We start from the raw sequence: 16,129 nt of genomic DNA, 5'->3' as shown, positions 1-16,129 counted from the left end.
TAAATCCTAAAAGTCATACTCAGGCTTGGAATCAAACACGCGCTTGCCACACTAGTAATATGAACTAATGCAAAACAAGATGATTAACAAACAACGCACAAATAAACCAAGCCAACTTGGATGTTTCTCAGGCTCCCAAGTTAGCTTAGTAAATCAAACTACGGAGAAAAACGAAATGGACGAAGAAGCCCAATCGATTACTCCCATTCAATCTCATGATAAGTTAGAACCTGAACTTGATGTAAATCCAGATATTTACGCAAATCAGGAATCTTTTCTTTGGAAATTTCGGCAGTTATGCAAGTTCTGGCAGCCCATACTGGGAACTAGTGCAGCAATAGTTTCCTTATTAGTGACATTAGCTCAAATGTTGTAAGGAGCATATACTCTATCTACTTCTGAAATCAAAGACAAAGGTGATCGCAGTCAGTTTGCTGGATCGCCTTTCCTGTAATACTCAGGAGTCAAGTTGCTTGTTGCGTCCTTAGTTCTAACGTCTCAGTCTTGGATAACGATTTTGAGATGCCGCTTTTTTTTCTTGTTCAGCAGCACGCAATCCTGACTCAATAACAGGAATAAATGTTTGAAAGTGCTGCACAAGCTCAGGTGTTAAATAGCTGGGTTCAACGGGTTCCCATTTTGATGTAGATTCAATATATTCCGCTCTCATTAACTCTTTTCGAGAACTGTTATTTACTAAAACCAATTGCTGATTTTCTAAATAAATAGTGTGTTGATTACCAACAAATCGAGTTTTTTGACTTAGCTTCAGGATGTCTGTCAGAATAGGTGCGACAATTTGAATACGTTCAAGCTGAATGTTTTCGGCTCCAGAGCGGAAGTCTGGTGAGTGCGTCGGTTTGTGGGTTTCAGGTGATTTATTAACCAACGTCTGCGGCTCAATTCTTGTGGGCTTGGCTGGATTCAACAGCAGTGCAGTAATCTGTGGGTCGTCGCGTTTTGGTTGGTAGTTAACTCCTTTGTGTTTTTGCAGTCCTGGCCATGTATAAGCTGCTCCCAAATTTGTGCCGCTAAATTGCTGGCCCTTCCAGGAATAGCTGATACCCTTACTCTTACCGTTGCGTGTTCGACCGTGACGAATTTTCACACTTTCTATTTGCAATCGTTCGATTAGTTGGGGCATGGTCGGAGAATCGGTGGTAGCACGGTCAATAAGTTCTTGAAGCTGTTGTTTGACTGGGCGTTCTTGTGGCGTTGAGCGATCGCCGTTGGTATATTCTCGCTGTTCTCTTTCTAATCGTCTTTGTTGCCCAATGCTTGGGTTACGGGTTAATTTCTCGTGGCTGCTATGGGTTTGCTGTAAACCATAATCTCGTTCTAGCTGCCGAATGATGCTTTCGCTGCGTTTGTAATCCCAGCTATCATGTACTATCTTGCCGTTGTCTAAACGAATGCGGCTGGCGCAGATATGAATGTGGTCGTGCTGGGTGTTGCTGTGTCTGTAAACCACATACTGGTTACTGTCAAAACCCATTTCTTCCAGGTAGCGGTGGGCGATTTCGTTCCAGGTTGCGTCGTCTAGCCGCTCGTTCTCTGGTAGTGACAATGATGCGTGGTACACTACTCGGTCGGCTTCATAGTTCAGTTGACGCGAGATTTTGAATTCAACAGCCAGGGCGCGGGGGTTTCTGCCGCCCATGTTGCCACCAATAAGTTTGGCTCCTTCTTGAGATTGGAGATAATTGAGCAGTCCGCGAAATCCTCGCCCCTTAGTCTGGTTGCCAATCATCGGTTTCCTCATCCTCCTCTTCAATGAAGGTTTTGGCGATTTCTCGTTGGCAGTGTCGCAGCAGTTCTAGTAGTTCTTGTAAGAGTTCTGGATCTGCTGGCGGTGGCATCTGCATTTTGATGGCGGTGTTGGTGGCTTTGGCCAGTTGGTTGATGTTGTTGCCAATGCGCGAAAGTTCTAGATAGGTGGCAACAGTAACTCTGCCCAGTCGCGGCGGTGGTGGTGGAATTGGTCGCAGTAATACACAACGTCTTGTCAGTTCTGCCAAGCTCATGCCCGTATCTTCTGCTTTTGACCGAACCATCTCATATTCAATTGGACTGAACCGCGCTTGCAGTCTTTTGGTGCGGATGAGTGACGACGAAGAACGCTTGGTCATAATCTAAAATCAGACAATGTGCAATTTTGGCGAGGGGTTTCCAAAGGGGAAGTATCCCCTTTGGCAAGCCTGCCGAGTCGAGCGCAGCGAGACAAAGCGCAGCTTTAAGCATGGCTTGCTCCTCACCTGCGGTGTGGGGGGTGTACCAGAGAATTTGGCGAACGCGGAATGGTAGGAAAACGAGTGATGTTGTGCTACGGACAGACTGTTTGTTTTTGAATTATTTCTGGAACAGTGGAGTTTTTTAAAAGTAAAAGGTTTTTGAAGTTTTTTTGTTTTTACTTGTTAACTCTTCGTGAGTTATTATTGCACGCTTGGTGTTTTTGTATTTAGGTTATTTACGTTAATAAGTATTACTATTTTTTTTAAGCTTTATGTAGCAAGTAGCTTGACCTATCTTTAGATAGATGTGTGCTTTGATTCTTAAGTTTTAAACATATCAAAAGTCTACTTTTACTTCAGTGACTAAAGATAAGGTTCCTAAATCTAAAATTCCTGAAGCTATTGATGCTCTGCGGGCTTTGGGTGGTAAGGAATTAGATGATATCCCGGCACGCTCGGCGATTAGAAAAATGCGCCGTCAAATTGAGCGGGTGCTGCGTCTTGGTTACTCCTACGAGGATGTCTCAAAAACTTTGGCTGGTTTAGATATCAATATTGGTGCTGAACGTATTCGCTATTTACTAGGGGAGATTCGCCGCTCTACTCGCAAGAGTTCATCTGCTAAAAGTTCATCATCAAATTTATCTATGGATGATTCTGTTAAGGTTGAAAATTCTGATAGTTCTTCTGGGAATGGTCAGTCTCGAAAACGCCAGAAGTCATCCTCAAAGTCGGTTAAGTCTGTTTTAGAAAGTTCTTCTTTTACTACCACTACTAAAAATTCTGATGAAACTCAGGCGAGTGAGTATCCTAGTTTCTCTCGTCCGGCTTTTGTGCCTCAAATCATTTCAGATGAGGATTTGTAAATGGCTGTTCAATCTAAATCATCGACTGATTCGGCTCAGAAAATTCCGAATAATCAGCCAAAAACTGTTGGGCGTTTAGTTTTGGTGACTGGTGATAAGGGCGGTACTGGTAAAAGTGTGGTGGCGCGAATTCTTCTTGATATTTATCGTCACAGAAATATCAACTGTATTGCTTATGAATGTGACCAGTCGAATCCTCAGCTTTATCGTCACTATAATAAGGTGGCTCCTGGGGTGTCTGGGTTGAAGCTTAATCAGCGTGGTGGTGCTGATGCTTTGCAGGATGATTTAAAGCGGTTTTCTCCAAAAGTTTCTCTGGTGGATCTGCCGGCTGGGGCTGCTGAATATTTTGAGTCGGTGGCGAAGGATATTTTTCTGTTTCAAAATGCCGAGCGTTTGGGTTATCGCATTACTATGGTTTCGGTTTTGGGTCGGGTGAAGGATAGTGTTTTGCAGTTAAAACGGCTGGTAGATTTCTGTGGCGACCGTGTTGATTATGTGGTTGTGAAAAATCTCTACTGGGGTGAGGAACACAAGTTTACTCGTTACAACAATTCTAAGGTGAAACAGTCGGTGGAAGCTTTGGGGGCTGTTGAACTGTTATTGCCTGAGTTATATGACGATATTTTTGATTTGATTGACTCGAAGGATCTTACTTTCCGGGAGGCTTTGGAACATGAGGATTTCAGTTTGAGTAATCAGTCGAGAATTTATGGCTGGATTGATACGGTTGAAACTGAGTTTGCTAAGGCTGCTGTGCAGTTGGGGCTAGAATAATGGCAAGCACTAATGGTAAGGGTAATGGTGCAAATGGGGCGGTATCTCATTTAGATAGGTTGTTGGCAGAAAAGCCACCAGAATTTCAAGCGAAGGTGTTGCGGTTTGCGCTTGATTCTGGGATGAAACAGGATGACCCGGCTTTTCGCTTGGTGCAGTACATCGGTTATTTGGCACAGCTGACTGAAACTGCTCCTAATGATTGGAGGTTGTTGTTTGAAAATTTACAGGCGGAATTGAACGAATGGACTCAATTGACGGCGGAGCAATTGAAGGCGGAGGCCGACCACACGGAGAATATCAAAAATTTAGCGACGAGTTGCAATCAGCTAGGGATAGCGTTGAGCGCATTAAATCTAACGTCGCAGCAACAACTGGAGTTATTGCAGAACTTAATCAAACTCTACGGCAACTTGAGCAATCCCTCGCCAACCCCAACCGAGAAGTTAATCGCACCGTTGCGAGAAGAGTTGAAAGAAGTCAAGGCGATGATTTCTCTCATGAACCAAAAAGGCGCGGTGGATTCAGACGTTAAAGATTGGTGTAGAGCTTTTGTTATCTGGCTTTTTTCTCCGATTACATTTTTTATTCTGTTTACGTTTTATTCACATCTTTTTCCTCTGAGTCTGCCTTATGAGGCTACCCAGTCTCTAGAGCAGATTTTGGAGCAGACTGGTTGGACTAATACTAAGTTGCAACGGGTTGAAAGAAGATTGGGGACTGATCCTAATCAGCGACGGCGGTAAACAATTGTGCTGAAAATGCTATTAAAAATAACTGTGTCTGCATTCCACGAAATAGCCCTTATGTGTAATGCTGCATGAATCACAAGCCAGAACGATCATCTATTGAAACCTCATAAGCGTACAATCGATCATTTCCCAAATTCCACATGAAAAAAACGCTCTTTACTGCTAATCGAATGATACTCAGCCCTTAAATCGGTCTTAACCACAAGATACTTTGTAGCCAAATCAAAATTAAAATCAAAAGTCTCGGTATAAGTATTTACCAGGGTATACTGCTCAATCTTATTTGGATTGAATCTTCTACTCTCAAAGATTGCATTTAATTTGCTGTCAGTACAAAACCATAATGATTTTTCTAGTAAATGAGGATCGATGTCAACAACATTCCCCTCAAAGGTGACTAGTAAATCCGTCGATCTTTCTGTACTGCCTGACAAATTTACGCCTACTTTAGCATCTAACGAAAACACATCGGTCTTCAAGTTTCCACCACCAACCTTTTTCTGAGCATCAGTCTCTATAATTCTCACTGACTTAGCTCCCATCTTTCCAAGTAGAACAATCAATTCATCATCCTTCTCTAAAGCAAGATTTTTATGAAAATGCTCAAGACGAGTAAGTTTTTTGCTGTCGTAAGGATGAAGTGTGTAAGTCCCTACAGATAGATTATTTGTTTTAGGATACCTAGCTTTGGCTATATCAAGATTAATAACTTCCGGTTTATCTAGTTGTTCTAAAATATCTTCTAGTAAGACATCAACCGTTTGTCTAATAATATCATCAACGGCTGATTCATATTTTTTATGAATCTCATTCATGTGTTTTTTAATGGATTCCCGAGATGAGAAAGCCATCACAAACATTACATCAGATACGACAACAATGGGTAAAAGATTTAACTTCAAAAATACTAATTTATTTGCAATAAGAACGTTTGCGTCATAATTCTGGATTACGAATTTTTGTTTTTCATGTTCAAGAACTTCATCTTGATCTCCATGAACTACTTTAATAACTTTCATTTTTGAAAACCTCAAATTGACGAAGATTAACCTCTAACTTCAATATAGTACTTCTTGAGGCTAGTAATCATACTTATAGTTTATGCAGGCTAACTATTTATTATGCAGAAACTTTCTATATAAACCTGATCTATCTTGAAACCCGTAGTTTTTCCTCGTCAGGTTCAAGATGATTTTTCACCCACAAGCGATCGCTAATTTCAAAAGAATTGGAAGTAATATGTTGTTCAAAGACACGAACTCGTTCAACCAGTTCAGTAGTGGATTGATAGTAGATGTGATAAGTAACATCTTCACGTAACCACTGCCACAAGTGTTCAACAGGCATAAAGTCAGGACTTTACACGAAAGAGCCACAACGTGTAATTGATAGCTCAAACTCTTCTCACTTCATTCATGCCCACACGCGATCGCCCTCTTTCAGCCACGACCGTGCAACAGCGATACGACACATTGGCTCTCAAAAGGCTCTCTCTGTCTGGATTTGACGTTGCAATTAAGAAAAAGCATCACCCGCATTGCTTAATCTATATTTCATCAGCCGACTTTTGGGTAAAGCTTTCAGTAAAACTACCTTTAGAGAAAAAAGTCTCTGTATGAAAGCTTGCTTTGTTTTTCCTTTTATAGTACATTTGCACTATATTCCTGGTTCTGATTTCCCCACTTATTTGTGGGGTTTTTGTTGTCTTTTTACGGATAGATGTATTTTTTAGGTAAAAAACTAATTTATCAAAGTTTGGCTGTGTCTTGATCATGTTTACTTTGTTTTAATCGTTGTGCCATTTCTAAAACCTCTGGGTTAGCCGCCAGCCATTGCTGGGCTTCCTGTTGTAAAATCAACGACTGGGACTCTAACATTAGCAGCCGTTGGGCCAGCTGTTCCAGCTTGATTCGCTCCTGGGGCTGTAAGCACAAGTTTTCTGTGGTGCAGTATACTTTCACCCAGTGCCGTGCTTGAGTACTTGCCTGTAGTTTTAGCCGAATGCTTTGACGATAGTCTTCTGGAGTGAACGTTTCTACTTGGGGTGAGTCGAATGGTTCTATCACCGGGGCTGGCAGTAAATCTTCACATCCAGTATTTAACGGTGTAGAAGCTAGTAGCTCTACTGGTACAGACGCTTCAGTGGTTAGGGTAAAGTCATCAGGTGAAACAATGCTTTTAGCTGGCGTAGCGATCGCCAAATTGTTATCAAATCTGCTATCAATCCCTTGTACTACATCTGCAATGTCTGTTTGAGAAAGGTTTTCTGTGTTTGATAAGTCTTGCTTATTGTCATTTTTGACGACGCTGGGCAGAACTAGACATTGGATTTGCTTATGATTAATCACATTTAAGACTTTTGAACAATCTGAAGAATTACAGCTGATCAAAGAATTAGAAATGACTAATGATTTATCTGCTTGATTAAGTTCAGCTATTGGCGTTGCTGGTGGCAACGCTTTTGCTGAACTTAAGTACAGAACCTTCATGTATTGGGGGGGTGTGTAAATTAGGGCTGCTTGTGGCTGTGTTGTTTGTGCTGTCTGGATTTCCGGGTTAAGTTCTTCTAACCAAGGGTCTGGCAGTTGGGGGTATTTTTCTGCTGTTAAATTCGCTGTGTCGCTCTCTGGGCAATCGTTTACAGGCTGTTTTGTTTTTGGTTTTTCTTGGTGGTCGGGATGCCATAGGGGTAGGTAAATTGGCTTGTGCAGGGTTGTCTGGCTTACTCCTTTGCCATACTGGGCTTTGGATGCTGCTATGATTGCCATTGCGCGATCGCTTGTTCTTTCGGGTAATTGTTCTGTGGCTTGTAACTGTAGCACAATGGAACGAATTCGCTCTATTGTCTGTTGCTGCCTTTGTTCGTTGGGGTGTAGGGAGATGATTTTGTTATCATCTACTGTGCCAAATTGTTCTTTATAGCTGTTTACCCGTTGGGGGAAGCCTGGGTAGGGGGTGTAAAATCCTTCACAGCATCTTGCCCATTCTCTAGCTCGTTGTTCGATTTCATGTTGGTGGTGACACCATTCTAGATATCCTGGTGACTGGCAGGCTGTGATGATGATGTAGTCTACTAGGGCTTGTCCGCTTAATTGGCGAAAGACTACGCCGTAACAGCCAATGTCTTTGAGAAGGTCGTTGGTCTGCCCGTGTCCTGTCCACCCTTCACTGATTCTTTCTTCTAGGTCATGTCTCCATTGGTCGATGGCGCTGCGCTGACGGTAGGGAAATCTGATGACTTTTTGAAATTTGGCTAGGGCGATGGCTTCTGTTAATGCTGAGTAGTCTTGTCCTGCTGCTGACCAGTCGGCGGCATCCATTAGGTCTTCTACGTCGTCTGACCAAGGTTCTAAGATGTCATCTAGTATGTATGACCCTGCTTGTAAGGGTAGGCGATGGGCGTTGAAGCTGCTGGGTCTGCCTTGACTGTATACTTTGCAGTTGGGGAAGATTTCTAGTTCTCCTCCTTTGATTTTAAATCCTGCTGCTTCTAGGGTTTGCTTGAGGGTGCAGGCTAGGAGAAATGAGGGTTGTTTTTCTTCAAAGAAATAATATATGTGCAGTCCGCCACTTTCACTTGATTGTATGGGGACTGGTCGGCATAGGCCGATTTCTTCTAGGCTGCCTAGTAGTTGCTTGTATTTTAATAGGTTGTTGGCGGGGTGTAGTTTGCTTTTGCGGTCGATGTCTATTAATAAGTAGCTGGTTTGTTTATCAAACCGCAGTCCTAGCAATACGCTTTGGTCAAGGTATTGCTGCCACAAGTTTCTCGGCTGTAGGGGATAGCGGTTTTCTGTTTGCCAATGTGGTCGTTCTCCAACTTTTGGGGTGGGGGCAAAGATGAATCCCCATCCGTGATTGAAGTGTGATAGAAACCTCTGCCCTATTGGGTCTAATGGCTGTGGCTGGGGTATCTGTTTTGCTATTTTTTTTACATTCGCTAGTCTCATTTCTTTCTCCGATGATGATTGGATTCATCGGAGCTACCCACTGTTAAAGGCATTCACTAGCTTTATTAGTATTAAATGTCACCAACTATTCAAAACAAGAGAAGTCAAGTTTGCTCTTAAACAGTTGTCCCATTAGAAGGACTAAAATCTTTACTTAAAACTCTCATGGTTAGTTTTTTGGTTGATGTCACCTGATAAAGCTGTGCTAACTTTGCCTCAATTACGACCCAGACATTGTTAAACTGAAATTGCATATTTTTATTTAGGTTGGTTGCCTAATTGCTAACCTTATGTCTGGCGTGTGGGCAGCTAACCGATTTCTTGTGACTTACTATCCTTAGTTGACTAAGCTATCGGTTTAATGCTTGGGGCAGCTTTTAGGTAGTAAAGACAATAGAAATCAGCCCTAGACGTTAGCTCAAGGGTAGAAAATGCAGCTTTTAACCGAAAAAGCGAATATATCACAACTTTATCCTCATATATGAGGCATCTAGCCGTTAAATTTGTCCCTCAATTATTTTTGGCTTAATAACTCTTGCCAATACTCCGCATTAATTCAGAGTCGGGATAAATTGTAGTGCTAGATGCCTTTTTTACTTTTTGTCCAAAAAAAGGCATAAAATGTCCCGCCCTGTGTGCTAATATTGGCAACAGGAAAGGTACGAGTGGTGAGTCCTCGTTAGTTTGGAACAATTTGGTTGCTCGACCGCCAAGTCTTAACAAAGCCAAAAATGTTCTACAACGACTCACACCTATTTTGAATATCTGAATATACTGCTCTTGTCGTTTTCGCCTCCTTTGTAAATCGACTTATCTTAGTCTGCTTTGCAGACTTACTTTCGCTAGAGTAGCATGAAAAGCCCCTTGACCGTATAAAAACAAGCTGATTTCGTTAGTTGTTACCTATCCTGGGTAGGATGCTATTTCAGTCAGACAGACATTTTTTCCTGGAAATTTAACTCTAATAGGTCAGTCATAGTTATTGTTAGGATGTTCGTAGCAGTTTTTGTCCGACTGCTACGAACATCTTTTTTGTAAAGTTTTATATTTTTCATCCTTACTCATCGATTAGCTATTCCTCACTGAGCGATCGCCAAAATTTTTGGTGTACTGAATTTTTTAACGGTAATACTGGCATTGCAACTTTTACGCTACATCTTTTACTGTGAAGCCCTTGCTACATTTTTGAATTAACAACCAACGATCAGAATCCTTGTCGAGTACTGGCTTGAGACGAAAATTAAACACATCCTCCCACACTTCTACACCGTAAGTAGAAGCAAAATTAATCTCAAGCTCTTTAAAACGTGGATAGTCCCGTTCGCTGATAGCTGCCAGCATAGGAAGTAGTGCGGTTAATGGTATTTGGGTTGCTGTCTCAGTCATCTGGATAATCCTCAAAAATACAAATAATTGGTAGAGGTTCGTCTTCTGTGTCGATGATTTCGACCAATCGCTTACCTATGTTCCTGGCTATTCTTTTACAGCGTTCCTCGGATACTGCGGCTGACCATTGCCTAGTTTCTTTTAAGGGGTCAAATTTGCCTTTAGATCGCTTTATCTCTTCGCTTGGCTGTTCTTCTTTGGTCAAATTATCTCCTTATTTTGTTGTGAGCGATCGCTTAATCCTCGCTCCATTCCAATAACTCACAGGGCTGGACTTTATAACAGTCACAGATTTTGTTCAGTGCTATTCCATTGGGTATTTGCTCAGGATTGTCGCACAGCGCGTACACTGTGGTTTTTGATAGTCCAGTCTCTTTCATAAATTGATAGCGCGTGATTTTGAGCTTTTCTTCAATAAACCTCCTCACAATGTTACGAACTGGCATGGCAACCTGTCTGGTATTATCAGACTCCCATTTAACACTATGCCAGTTAAGCTTGCAATTGTCGGCCAGCTTTATATGGTCACTCGTCTTGACATTACCAGATATCCTGTACTAGTATCATAGTGCTTGGGTTATCGATACGTCAATAACTCAGACAAACATGATTATTTAGCTACGAACGCAGGTTATTTGCATTGCGTCCGCTCTATATCTGCGGTCGCGGTAATTGTGCGTGTCTGCATCATCAAAGAGGATTCATGTACATCAATTTAAGCAATTTAGAAGCAATCCGTGAGCTACCAAACAAAGGAGAAATAATGCTGACATCTAATCAGATTAGGCGTTTACAAACTACAGAATGCTGGCTTAGAGAAATTCGAGATTCAGAAGAATTTAGGCAGCTAAAATACTATCCAGACGTAACGCTTAGTGATGCAATTCAAGCAATAGGCGAACTACTTAATGAACACCAACTCTGTGATTACAAGCCCTCAAATTTTACTGATTCTGAGTGGCTAAAGTATTTAGAACAAAAACCAATAATGGATAAGAAAAATGATTGATAAAGAGCTAGTAAGATGTGTCACGCTATTGACAATGAGCAAGACTTACTGGATTGATGGAACGCTGTACAGATATTTAAGCTGTAGTGACAGTATCCAACATACACAATATTATTTCCGTCCTTTACCGCATCAATCTAAAAGGGTTGACTTAAAGCTCAATCGTGACAAGGTGCTAAGACGTTGTTACGAAATTCCCAGTCTATATAGACAGCACACAGCAGAGATGAATAACAACTCAATACAGTTGAGTTTGTTCTAAATCAGAGTAACAAATATTTTCTAACGCAGTGCTATGACTGCATCAAATAGGCGATTTAGGGGCGTATACACAGGGGTAAATCAAAAAGTGTCAGTATGTCTGGAAAGCTGACAAGCTCTGTTATTACGTGGTTATAGCCTTTCAAGTCAAGGCTAAAACATTTGTCTAACGTCAAAAATCCAAGGTTATTGATAGTGTCTAGCTAATTTAGCGTATCAGATAACTGTTTCTATCTAATTTAGTCTGTCAAATAACCTGAATTTCCGGATAGTCTGTCAATTCTATACACACTTAAGTAATCAAACAGAATCAATGTGGCTACAAAACAATATCTAACTAAGTATCGCCATCTCAAACAGACTTACGAACTCATCACAGAAAAAGACATTTCAGATATCACTTGGTATCGCATAGTTGCATCCTTAAAACAATATTTCTCGCTGGAAATTGAATCTTTACAAGCTAAAAATATTGTTGAAACCTATGCAGGAATGAAGCGCAAGTGTCCAGCCTTTTCTTTTAGAACCTCTGATTTTAATTCTCGCTGGCAAGCCTTTAAACACTTCTATGATGCACAGTTGGTTCAATACACAGGTCAGCAATTCCTGAGAGTGCTTGCAGACTATTTAAAAATCAACCTTGACGATGTACCGCGCAGCACTCGTTACTACTGGTTTAGTCAAGCCGGACTATCTTTTAACGCCCTTAATACTTATCACAGCAAAGATTTAGCTCTTGTCGCGTTTGTTGCTGCTAAATGGGCAATCAATAAGCGTTCGCAACCAGTGAAATCTGCTGAACCAAAAGTTTTGACACTAGCCAAATAAGGATTAATTACCATGTCTGACAAATTTACTAATAACGTCCGCGCTCGTTTGTACAAACAGGGTTATCAAGGATTTACCAAGGACGATTACACTCAAGCCGCCCTCGCTGTTGAGTGCGATGACCTCAACAATCCCACCAAAGAACAATTGAGCCAAGCTGTTGACTATCTCAAACTTCAAGGGGCGACAAGCCAATTATCTGTAACTGATGAAAGAGTTGAAGAAAAATTTCTACCCCAAGTAGAGGCCGAGACTGAAATTGAAACAGGGACACTTGCAGTGGCCCCTCAAGATGTAGGCGAGATGATCACGAATAAAGCCTCACAAATGGGTGTAATACTTTCAGAGCAACAAATCAATGACATAGCCGATAGCGTTGACACCTCAGCCAGCACCTTTGACGAAATTCTCGAACAGGTAGAAACAGCACTACTGGCTTATGCTGACTTTTCAGCCAATCAAGTTGACGCAAAGATTGACCAGACGTTGACCAGAGTAAAAGAGCGAGTAGTTAATCGCCATGAACAAAGCAGAGACAAGCTATCTCGTGGCTTAACGGGCATTAGTGCGGCTTTGGAGAATAGCCGTAATCAAACTAAAAGCCAACTTTCCGGGATACTCACCAGACTCAACGCGGCTCAATAGTGATGAATTAACACTGCTTGAGTGCTTGGTAATTCGTTGGTCAAGAATGAATTACTTCAAGAGAATTGCTGTTAGTTTGGGTGTGCTTGCTGCTATGATTTTGCCCTTACATTACTGGGTATACCTGCCAATCAGAGAGCATCACAACTATCAGCAATATCTCAAAAGAAGACAAGCCATTGAGCAATATGTAAGGCGAATGCAGTATCACTGTCACAAAATATTTACACCCGAAAAAGAGTATGGCTGTAAAAAATTCAATGAAGCTCAAGAATCAGGTAACTTCCAAATCTCGCCACCTGGAAAGTCAGTTAAAAAATAAGTTTAACGCCTCTACTAACTTAGTAGTCAGAGCATTAACAGGTGATAAATCAGCCCTTAAGCTGATAGGACAAATGGGGAATGACGGGGCAAAGATTAGTGAATTCGCCCCACAAGTAAGAGAGCAAATGTTAGCTGCTATCAAAGGCACTGAGGACTTAAATTTAGTCCTGAGCGATATCTATAAACAGGCTGGTGTTAGCGGTGAGAAGATTGAAAGAGCAGTGCAGTCAGCAATTTTAGCTGACACTCATTTAGCGAATATCCTAGAAGAAATGAAGCTTGATTTCGCTTCATCCCAGGATAAAGAAACGCTACGCCATCAACAAGCAACAGACCACATCAAACTCAAATCATGGGTTGAGAAACACATGATGCAAGTTGATGGTGAATATAAAATGTTGCAGACGGAATTACAGACCGACATTAGACAGCAAACAATTGACCTGCAACATGATAAGGAACTGGGCAAGTATTACCTAGAAATGGGTGATAAAGCTCGTAATGATTTCAAGCCAAAAAAACAATATGCTGGGCGTTCGATTGTCCAAAAAATCAAAGATGCTCTACTAGGCTTCTGACAGTTAAAGCCCGACAGCCACCGCATAAAGTTACTGTCGGGCAAGTAAATATCTTGGTGTTAACATGACATACGACATTGAAGATAGTAATGAAGAAATAGTAAGCGAAATTGCTCCAGATACGCCGTTACCAAAAGATTTAATAGAACATCTCCAATCGCGCAAGCAACACCGTAAGGATGTCATCAATACAACTGATAAATTGACGAGATTCTTTGTTACTTGGTCGCTAAATTCTACAGGATTATTTATAGCTAAATATCTCTTAATAACTGGCGGTGGCGTTAACTTGTGGCTGGCAATTACGCTCTCGTTTTCTATATGCAGTGTTGGCTCTCTGGCTGGGTTAACGGGCTTGAGAGTTAATTACAACAGTGATGGACTAGAGGTAGATAATATGCAAAATCTTTTTAAAACTGCTGGTGGCTTGGTGTTTGCAGGTATCACCACTTGGTTAGCTGTCAAAGACTATCAATATTTTGAGAATTTAACTAAAGAAACAGTCTCCCAGATTAGCCAAGATATCCAAACTATTGAGAAACAGAATCCACAGTCAGACCCTTGGTTAAGTATTGCAGTCGCGTTGGCTTTATTCATTAGTTCCATTGCAATTATTTTTAGGGGACGAGAATGAAACAAGGTGTTTTCGAGTTAACGCTGGCTGGTGTGTGTGGTGTAGCCGCAATCATCGGGCTGGCAACATCGCAAACACGTCAGCCCTACGATTTGACACAGATTCAGTTCTGCCCCAGGTCAGTTAATGGTGTAGAAAGTCAAGTAGCACTGGATAAACGTTTCTGCAACCAACCGCGTTTTGTTCTGACGGAAGAATGGCGACGCTACGGGTTGTATGGTAGTATCATTCCCTACAAGGGTGATGCCATTCAATGGGTGCGTGACTTGCCCACAGACAACCCTAATCAGTTGTTGGGATATGGAATTGCGGTTACTGGGTTATGGGGTATTGTGGGCTGTTTGGTCGTGCGTTCGCAAAGGCTCAAGCGCAGGGATTATGAATTGGGGGAACTGGAAAAGACTGCTGACTATGCAATTTGGCAGCACAATAAGCATAAACGTGAAGTTAAGCAGCATTCGACCCAGCTTTACACTGAACGTTTAAAAGATGGGTTGTCTGGGCTGGATACAGAGGAACGTTTAGCACTGGGACTGACTGACTCAGAGAACGAACGGGCTAAGGCACGTATTCAGCTTGAGGATTTTCTGAAAGCTCGTGCTGTGAATCATTCGGTGATGGATAAAACTATTGCTGAGAATTTGAGGGATAAGGCGAAGGCGGATCAGGAACGTGGGAAGATTGAGGGGAAGACTAAGGCAGCGATCGCAAACAGTGACAACCATCCTTTGACTGACCAACGCCTCATCAGTGATTTAATCGAAGCACTCAAGAATCATGAAGACGGCTGGCTGTGGAAGATTATCGACAATCAAAAGCCCGTTTGGGTGTTAGGAGAAGCGGGAAGCGGTAAATCAACTTTAGCCGCTTCGATGGTCATGCTGAGACAATATCTGTTTGATATGCCCTTGTATCAGCTGATAGATGCACACGCTGGGGAGAATCTGAGAAACGCATGGAAATATTTAAGCCCTCAGTTGATAGCTAAAACAGAGGAAGAAATAGGACAAGCTTTTGATGATGCGCGTGAGCGATGGCTGGACAGAATTAATAATCAACCTGATAAACTACCGCAACAGTTACTAGTTGATGAATTTACTAATTATTCTGAGTCAGATATCACCAAGGAACCTGCTAAAAAGTTTGTGAAAGCATCTCTCAGTGACCCTAGAAAAGCTGAGGAAAGATTAGTTTGTATTGCCCATTTCTTCACTAATACTGCTGTTGGTGGCAGTGATGGAACTGCCAAGGGTAGAGCTAGAGGCACTATTCAAATTGACCGCAAAACAGCAGATGGTAAAATACCTTTAAAGGTGGCAATAGTTAACGGTTTAAATAATTCAGAGGGTGATGCAGAAGTAGACAAAAAAGTGACAATTCCTAGTTGGCTGACTCCTCTTAGTATTCACAAGCATTTTAATGGTCAGCCAATTGATTTTGAGGATTAATTGTTAGAAAACTAATTTTTTAGCTGTTCAGAACTGGGGTAGAGCGGGTGGCGTAGCGGAGTGTTGGGGGCGGGCTGCTGAGTTTTTGGCTACTTCACGAGTAAATTGTTGCCCGTCCCCGACACCACCCGTTCTAAACGAAGTGTCCCCAGTTCGCCGGGGCATCACGATCAGATCGGGTAGAAGCATTTTTGATATAACTGATAGCAACGATTTTCCATCCCTGGTATAGAAGTGAGTATAGACAATTTAACAAGCCACTCATCACTATATATAAGCCAGATTTATCAATTGCTGGGTGTAGAGAATTTTTCGGCGGTTAAAAGATATAGCGTTTCTCAGTCTGGTGAAGTACAGTAGCAACAATGAGTAAACCAATTATAAATATCATTTAAGGAGACTTGGCTAAAAGCAGTTTCAATCGCCTTTGCTAAATCTGG

The 16,129-nt window shown here is 41.7% G+C and carries 20 protein-coding genes; 11 read left to right on the top strand and 9 right to left on the bottom strand.

What is annotated here, in order from left to right; genetic code table 11:
• The first annotated feature begins 79 nt into the window (after window positions 1-79).
• On the top strand, window positions 80-376 hold the full coding sequence (locus H6G28_RS33520; RefSeq protein WP_206758276.1) for a hypothetical protein: 297 nt from the start codon (window positions 80-82) through the stop codon (window positions 374-376).
• Window positions 377-490: 114 nt separating this feature from the next.
• On the opposite strand, the gene H6G28_RS33515 is transcribed toward H6G28_RS33520, so the two are convergent.
• Both H6G28_RS33515 and H6G28_RS33510 read right to left on the bottom strand, forming a co-directional pair.
• The gene (locus H6G28_RS33515) at window positions 491-1,750 is read right to left on the bottom strand and encodes a relaxase/mobilization nuclease domain-containing protein (protein WP_190677407.1); all 1,260 of its coding nucleotides are present in this window, start codon (window positions 1,748-1,750) and stop codon (window positions 491-493) included.
• Window positions 1,731-2,129 carry a plasmid mobilization protein gene (locus H6G28_RS33510; RefSeq protein WP_190677405.1) on the bottom strand — a complete coding sequence of 133 codons (399 nt, stop codon included), beginning with the start codon at window positions 2,127-2,129 and terminating at the stop codon, window positions 1,731-1,733. The genes H6G28_RS33515 and H6G28_RS33510 overlap by 20 nt, the downstream gene beginning before the upstream one ends.
• A gap of 461 nt (window positions 2,130-2,590) precedes the next feature.
• Between H6G28_RS33510 and H6G28_RS33505 the strand changes: the two genes are divergently transcribed.
• From H6G28_RS33505 to H6G28_RS33495, 3 genes are read left to right on the top strand one after another with little or no spacing between them, the layout of a single operon-like run.
• Window positions 2,591-3,097, top strand: coding sequence for a hypothetical protein (locus tag H6G28_RS33505; RefSeq protein ID WP_190677403.1), 507 nt, complete (start codon window positions 2,591-2,593; stop codon window positions 3,095-3,097).
• Window positions 3,098-3,874, top strand: coding sequence for a P-loop NTPase family protein (locus tag H6G28_RS33500; RefSeq protein WP_242054725.1), 777 nt, complete (start codon window positions 3,098-3,100; stop codon window positions 3,872-3,874).
• Window positions 3,874-4,620 carry a DUF6753 family protein gene (locus H6G28_RS33495; protein WP_190677401.1) on the top strand — a complete coding sequence of 249 codons (747 nt, stop codon included), beginning with the start codon at window positions 3,874-3,876 and terminating at the stop codon, window positions 4,618-4,620. The genes H6G28_RS33500 and H6G28_RS33495 overlap by 1 nt, the downstream gene beginning before the upstream one ends.
• Before the next feature lie 128 nt (window positions 4,621-4,748).
• On the opposite strand, the gene H6G28_RS33490 is transcribed toward H6G28_RS33495, so the two are convergent.
• The 7 genes from H6G28_RS33490 to H6G28_RS33460 all read right to left on the bottom strand — a co-directional run bounded on the left by H6G28_RS33490 (window position 4,749) and on the right by H6G28_RS33460 (window position 10,408).
• Entirely contained in the window at window positions 4,749-5,645 is an 897-nt protein-coding gene (locus H6G28_RS33490; RefSeq protein ID WP_190677400.1) for a hypothetical protein, read from the bottom strand.
• A gap of 130 nt (window positions 5,646-5,775) precedes the next feature.
• Window positions 5,776-5,973, bottom strand: coding sequence for a hypothetical protein (locus tag H6G28_RS33485; RefSeq protein ID WP_190677398.1), 198 nt, complete (start codon window positions 5,971-5,973; stop codon window positions 5,776-5,778).
• Between the two features lie 401 nt (window positions 5,974-6,374).
• Entirely contained in the window at window positions 6,375-8,576 is a 2,202-nt protein-coding gene (locus tag H6G28_RS33480) for a hypothetical protein (protein WP_242054724.1), read from the bottom strand.
• 116 nt (window positions 8,577-8,692) lie between these two features.
• Window positions 8,693-8,830, bottom strand: coding sequence for a hypothetical protein (locus H6G28_RS33475; protein WP_190594609.1), 138 nt, complete (start codon window positions 8,828-8,830; stop codon window positions 8,693-8,695).
• An 892-nt stretch (window positions 8,831-9,722) separates the two neighbouring features.
• The gene (locus tag H6G28_RS33470; RefSeq protein ID WP_190594610.1) at window positions 9,723-9,962 is read right to left on the bottom strand and encodes a hypothetical protein; all 240 of its coding nucleotides are present in this window, start codon (window positions 9,960-9,962) and stop codon (window positions 9,723-9,725) included.
• On the bottom strand, window positions 9,955-10,167 hold the full coding sequence (locus H6G28_RS33465; protein WP_190594611.1) for a hypothetical protein: 213 nt from the start codon (window positions 10,165-10,167) through the stop codon (window positions 9,955-9,957). The genes H6G28_RS33470 and H6G28_RS33465 overlap by 8 nt, the downstream gene beginning before the upstream one ends.
• 31 nt (window positions 10,168-10,198) lie before the next feature.
• The gene (locus H6G28_RS33460; protein WP_190594612.1) at window positions 10,199-10,408 is read right to left on the bottom strand and encodes a helix-turn-helix domain-containing protein; all 210 of its coding nucleotides are present in this window, start codon (window positions 10,406-10,408) and stop codon (window positions 10,199-10,201) included.
• Between the two features lie 257 nt (window positions 10,409-10,665).
• On the opposite strand from H6G28_RS33460, the gene H6G28_RS33455 reads away from it, so the two are divergent.
• From H6G28_RS33455 to H6G28_RS33425, 7 genes are all read left to right on the top strand, one after another.
• On the top strand, window positions 10,666-10,971 hold the full coding sequence (locus H6G28_RS33455) for a hypothetical protein (protein ID WP_190594613.1): 306 nt from the start codon (window positions 10,666-10,668) through the stop codon (window positions 10,969-10,971).
• Window positions 10,972-11,547: 576 nt separating this feature from the next.
• The gene (locus H6G28_RS33450) at window positions 11,548-12,060 is read left to right on the top strand and encodes a hypothetical protein (RefSeq protein ID WP_190594614.1); all 513 of its coding nucleotides are present in this window, start codon (window positions 11,548-11,550) and stop codon (window positions 12,058-12,060) included.
• Between the two features lie 12 nt (window positions 12,061-12,072).
• Window positions 12,073-12,705 carry a hypothetical protein gene (locus H6G28_RS33445; protein ID WP_190594615.1) on the top strand — a complete coding sequence of 211 codons (633 nt, stop codon included), beginning with the start codon at window positions 12,073-12,075 and terminating at the stop codon, window positions 12,703-12,705.
• A gap of 46 nt (window positions 12,706-12,751) precedes the next feature.
• A complete protein-coding gene (locus H6G28_RS33440; RefSeq protein WP_190594616.1) occupies window positions 12,752-13,027 on the top strand; it encodes a hypothetical protein in 276 nt (91 codons plus the stop codon).
• A complete protein-coding gene (locus H6G28_RS33435; protein ID WP_190594617.1) occupies window positions 12,966-13,607 on the top strand; it encodes a hypothetical protein in 642 nt (213 codons plus the stop codon). Before H6G28_RS33440 ends, H6G28_RS33435 begins: the two co-directional genes overlap by 62 nt.
• A 64-nt stretch (window positions 13,608-13,671) precedes the next feature.
• A complete protein-coding gene (locus H6G28_RS33430; protein WP_190594618.1) occupies window positions 13,672-14,241 on the top strand; it encodes a hypothetical protein in 570 nt (189 codons plus the stop codon).
• On the top strand, window positions 14,238-15,689 hold the full coding sequence (locus H6G28_RS33425; protein ID WP_190677396.1) for an ATP-binding protein: 1,452 nt from the start codon (window positions 14,238-14,240) through the stop codon (window positions 15,687-15,689). Before H6G28_RS33430 ends, H6G28_RS33425 begins: the two co-directional genes overlap by 4 nt.
• Window positions 15,690-16,129: the final 440 nt, after the last annotated feature.

This window comes from Nostoc sp. FACHB-190, assembly GCF_014696905.1.
Lineage (GTDB): Bacteria > Cyanobacteriota > Cyanobacteriia > Cyanobacteriales > Nostocaceae > Nostoc_B.
This window is presented reverse-complemented; position numbering and strand designations above follow the sequence as displayed.